Raw genomic sequence first — 5,080 nt, forward strand, 5'->3', positions numbered from 1 at the left:
CTGGGGTTTTCGGTACACCACGAGTATCACATGGCTCAAGACTCGGCTCGACGGGGAACCTGACGGGTCGGGTGTGGGTTGGTATTTCCGAAATGCCGCTGAGTTGTTGTTGTTCGGTGTTCGGGGAAGCCTGCGGACGCTCCCGGCGGGCCGCTCGATGCCGAATGTGATCGCGGCACGGAGGCGCGAGCACTCACGCAAGCCTGTGGAGCAGTACTGGTTGATTGAACAGTCCTCGCCTGGTCCTCGGGTCGAGTTGTTCGCCCGCGAGGAGCGTCCAGGGTGGGTGTCATGGGGTGACGAGAGTGAGGGTGTTTCCGGTCGTTTTCGTCCGGAAACGCACCCTGTTCGGTGCCCCGTATGCCAGGGGGATTTGGCTCAACCGAGCACGGGAAGACGGCGGACGTGGTGCTCGGATTCGTGCAGGAAGCGGTATCGGCGAGCGGCGCTGGCGGGTGCTCAAAACCCGTTACATCACGGGTGAAAAGGGGGCGGATGTAACGGGTTTTGGGCGTACGTGTGGACGGTGCGGGCGGCACCGAGAGTCCGGGGCATCCCCGGACACCCGTCCCGTCCGAGAGCCCACTGACCAGCCCTTTCGTCGTCCGGGGTCTCGGCCGGGCGCCCGGACGGTGCTTTAGGGTTACCGACCCCCGGTAACCTGGCCGACCAGCACTTTTACCGTCACGGGGACTCGACAACCCCTGCTCAGCGGGCTCTTCGTGGACGGGGCACGCCCCGATGTCCGGTGGTCGTGACCACCCGGACACCGGAAACCGTGGGGAAATGGGGGCTGAACTGGGGTTTTAGGGCTCGGGTGTCCGGGGAGGGTCCGGGGATGTCCGGGGATAGGGGTGTTGTTGCCGCCGTAGCACTTCGGGTGAAGCGGGCACAGGGGGAGTGCTCGGTCGCTAGCGTTTCGTGGAGGCGGGGGACGTGACAGGAGTTCCCTGGATTGTTCGGTTGTTCGGGAGTGAGGGGATTGGGATGTCGGACGATGACAAGTGGAAGACGACTGCGGTGGTGCCGTTGGCACCCGGCATCACGACAAGATTTGGTAACAACGACTTTCCAGTCGTCTGCCTGATGCTGCAAGAGAAAGACACGAAAACGCGTGTCATGCCCGGTGCGCTGGACGGCAGTGGAGGGAAGCTAATCGACGCGACAGGAGGTCTCGCATGGTCGCCATCGGCGTGGAACCCAAGGGAGTCGGAACCAATAGCTACGACTGAGGATTAGGGACTCGATACCCCAGCTCAGCATGTGTTTTTACAGCTCAGTGCCCTGCTGATGGGCGTGTTGCATCGAGCACAACGGCAGAAACGGCACTTTTCGGCCACTAACTCTATAGAGGTAAAAATGCGTGTTTCTGGTAGCTGTCACGTCCCCAAGACCCTGACATCGCGCGTCTGGAGGGGGAGATAGTGTGTGTTTTTTCTGTATAGGGGTTAATGGCCGAAAAGTGCCGTTTCTGCCGTTGTGCTTAGCGCAACACGCGGAAAGTATTGTTGAGCTGGTCTTTTCGGTGCCCGAGGCTATCGGTTGAGTCGGCGGAGATGCTGTTTTGACCTGGCAGAAATGTCTGCGCGCCTGGCAGGAGTGGCCATACACCCTCCCGAATGTGACTAGCATCACATGATTGCTGGCAGCACACGATGGCCATTGAAGGAGGCCTAGAACGGGGCGAATGTTCCGTAAGACGCTCTGCCCAGGTCGTTCCTGGGATTCCAATCTCTTTCGCGACGTTCCGTAAGATTTCCGCTCCTGTTCGTGCGGATTTAGCAATCACAAATCGTGTCACGGGACGTGCAAATCTACTGCTAGTACGCCATTTTCGGTTGCATATGGGCAATTCAGAGCTAATCTCGATGATATGAGTGATGACATTGACTTGCTGCTCGGCGTAGGTGCTGCCGCAGCCCGCGTTGGACGCACCCGCAGAGCCGTGCACGCGGCTATCGCGGCAGGGCGGCTGCCCGCGCTATCGGTCCAAGTAGGTGGTGGGCGACGCGTTTGGCTCCTGCGCCAAGAGGACGTGGACCGCACCTGGAAGCAGAAGCGGAAAGCCGCCTAGACCCCTGAAAACGAATCAGGGTCAGCATCCCCGCCTGGAAACGAGCGCTGACCCTGACACCGAACAAGAAAGTCCGACATGACAACTGTAACACCAACTCTAACCTCTGAGTTGCCTGCGCAGCCGTTGAACGAGAAGGACCGTGAGGTCCTGATCGCGGGTGCGGCCTGCACCGCCGAGTTCCTCGAAACCCACCCGCACCTGGTGCGCTCCGTGGAGACCTCCGTGGACCTGCGTCTTGGCCCCGACCGAAATCCCTGGCAGCATTTGAAGTCTCGCACTCAGGGCCTGCTGTTCGTGTGGCACCCACTCGACGGCGGTGAGCCCCGATTCCAGTTCCGGTCGGACAGCCCCGCCGACGGTGAAGGGAAATACCAGTTCGAGCCAGCGCCTCGCGCCGCGAATCATGGTGTTGTCCGCCGTGGTTCCGACGACGGCAGGGTGCTCCTTGTCGAAGGATTCAAGAAGGCGTTGGCAGTCGCCTCGATGCTCGCGGAGAGCGGCGACAAGGACACATGGGTGCTGTCGATTCCGGGGTGCTCTGCGTGGAGCACGGGAGACTGGACTCCCGACATCGCCCTCGTGCGCCTCGCTGAGGGGCGAGAAGTGCTGATCTGCATGGACGCTGACGCCGGGAGCAACCCAAAGGTCTACGAAGGGGCTGAGCGCCTCGGTTCCGCCCTGTCGAACGCTGAGTCCATCCGCTACACCCAGGTGCCCGGCGGCGGCAAGACCGGGGTGGACGACTACCTGACCGCCTTGCCTGTGGACAAACGCGCCGCTGCCTGGAATCGGCTGGTGGACAGGGCCACGAGCAAGCCCGCATCGCGCAGGCCAAAGGCCCAGAAAGACTCGGCTCCCAAGAAGTCTCTCGCGCAGCAGCAGGCAGAGCTGTCTGAATCGGTCACTCAGGCATATGACTTCGTGAGCGGCCGGGTGAAGCTTCCGCCGCGTTTGGACGGCGGGGTGTGGTTGCGCGACGGCGGTGGCTTGGACGCTGACATGCTCGTGCGAGTTGTCGCGGAGTCGGACATCGCGCCCATCGCTTTGGCCGCTGACGGCACCGTCGCTGTGTACCGGCAGGGCGTCTACGACACGAGTGATGCGGGTTTCCCCGCGCTGGTGTCCACCCTGCTCGGCGCGCATTTCACTACTGGGCACCTGGCCAACGCGACCGCCAAGGCTCAAGCGATGCTGCACGCAGCAGGGCTCAGACTGCCTGATCTCGCGCCTCATCAGATGTTGAACCTGCGCAACGGCATGCTCGACTTGCGCACGCTGGTCCTGCACCCGCATGACCCGAAGTACCTGAGCACCCGACAGATTCCGGCGGACTGGAATCCCGACGCGGCGTGCCCCACCTACGACGCCTGGCTATCCGACCGGGTGGGGCCATTCCAGGTCGAGCTGGTGGAAGAGGTCATCAGCCAGTTCCTCGACCCGAGCCTCACCCCCGCCAGGGCGTTGTTCCTGTTCGGCCCGTCCCGCTCGGGAAAGTCCACAATCCTGCGGCTGGCCGAGAAGCTCGCGGGCGGCGAACAGTACGTCTCCGGGCTGACATTGCAGCAACTGGCCGACAACCAATTCGCCGCAGCCGAGTTGTATGGCCGCGCCATCAACGTGTGCCCGGATCTTCCCAAGGACCACGTGAACGACTTGTCCGTCTTCAAGCGCGTGACGGGCGACGACAAAATCACGGCCAATCGCAAGTACGGGAAAATGTTCCACTTCCGCGCCAACTCGCTGTTTCTGTTCTCGGCGAACACGATTCCCACCATTTCCGTGGTGGAAGGCGACGCTTACTTCGCGCGCACTGTGCCCGCCGCGTTCCCCAAGTCCTACAAGAACAAGGAGAACCCCGCAATCGAGAAGCAGCTCCTCACGGAGCTTCCGGGGATTCTCGTGCGGTGGGCCACGGCCCGCCAGCGCCACATCCTCTCCGGGTATCAGTGGCAGGCGGCGCATCCCGCCGTCAAAGCGCACTTCGAGTCCTCGTCGGACAGGGTGGCGCAGTTCGTCGCGCAGTGCTGCACGGTTGGCGTGCGGCCCATGGCCAAAGCGGTCGGCGGCAGCTTGGGTATCCGTCGCGAGCGCGGTCTGGGAATGAGCATCGAGGATGCCTGGCTGGTCGGTGAACCGCTACCGATTAAGAGTTTGTTCAAGGCGTTCGACACGTTCCGCACGGGTGAAGGCCAATCGGGCGGAATGAACTTGAAGACGTTCCGCGCCCGCATCGAGACGCTCCCCGGGGTGCGGGAAACACGGAACATCGCGGGCGCGCGCGTCCTCAATATTTCCGTCAAGCCCCAGGAGGAGTGGGGAGCCCGCGCCGACACGTACGGCTCGCTGATTCCCCTGCTCTTCCCGAACGACGACGGTGGGGAAGACCCGGACACTCCGGACAATGTGACGCCGATTCGTAGTGACGTAGCGGTGACACCGCCGCCACTCGACGAGGATGACGACGAGGACGAGGACGACGGCGATGCGGATCCTCGCGGGGGCAGCACTCCACCACCTCCCGCATCTACGCCGAAGCCGAAGCCGACCACGGCGGCACCCTCGGCCAAGGGGAAGCCGAAGGCCGCGCCCGCCAAGGTCAAGCCCACTCCGACTATTTACTACGCCTCCGACCTGTCCTCGTCGTCCGCGCCGACTTTCGGCTCGGCTGTCGAAGAGCTGTTGAACGCGCTCGGTCCCGAGGCCAAGTTCCGCCCGTTCAACATCGACTCGCTGATTGAGCGCGCCGAGGCCGAGGCCCACGCAGGGGGCGGGGAAGCCGCTGTCGAGGAGTTGCGCGTCCAGGTCGCCAGGCTCCGCGCCGAGCTGGACGAGCGGCTGGCACGGACAAACATCTGGGGAATCACGAGCAGAAGCGACTACCGCACCCAGGGGGACGTGACGGGCCGTGACTAGCCAATCCCACTCCAGCTCAACAACAATCGGCCATATGAGCACCATCCTCACGCAGACGGAACTCGCGCAGCGCGCGCATCACCGCGCCAC

The 5,080-nt window shown here is 63.0% G+C and carries 3 protein-coding genes; all 3 read left to right on the forward strand.

The features are described 5' to 3' along the window. On the forward strand, positions 1–484 hold a 484-nt coding region (locus tag B4393_RS27005), incomplete at its 5' end, for an MT-A70 family methyltransferase (protein WP_269087577.1). 1,389 nt (positions 485–1,873) lie between these two features. Then, a complete protein-coding gene (locus B4393_RS27015; protein ID WP_043078138.1) occupies positions 1,874–2,074 on the forward strand; it encodes a hypothetical protein in 201 nt (66 codons plus the stop codon). 78 nt (positions 2,075–2,152) lie between these two features. Beyond that, complete coding sequence (locus tag B4393_RS27020) at positions 2,153–4,990, forward strand: phage/plasmid primase, P4 family (RefSeq protein ID WP_078336699.1); 2,838 nt, start codon at positions 2,153–2,155, stop codon at positions 4,988–4,990. The last annotated feature ends 90 nt before the right edge of the window (positions 4,991–5,080 follow it).

Origin of the sequence: Mycobacteroides franklinii (genome assembly GCF_002013895.1) — a bacterium.
GTDB lineage: Bacteria > Actinomycetota > Actinomycetes > Mycobacteriales > Mycobacteriaceae > Mycobacterium > Mycobacterium franklinii.

Bases quoted from the DNA above. Each gene is read 5' to 3' on its own strand.
- B4393_RS27015 (WP_043078138.1), top strand. From the start codon at position 1,874: ATGAGTGATGACATTGACTTGCTGCTCGGCGTAGGTGCTGCCGCAGCC.
- B4393_RS27020 (WP_078336699.1), top strand. From the start codon at position 2,153: ATGACAACTGTAACACCAACTCTAACCTCTGAGTTGCCTGCGCAGCCG.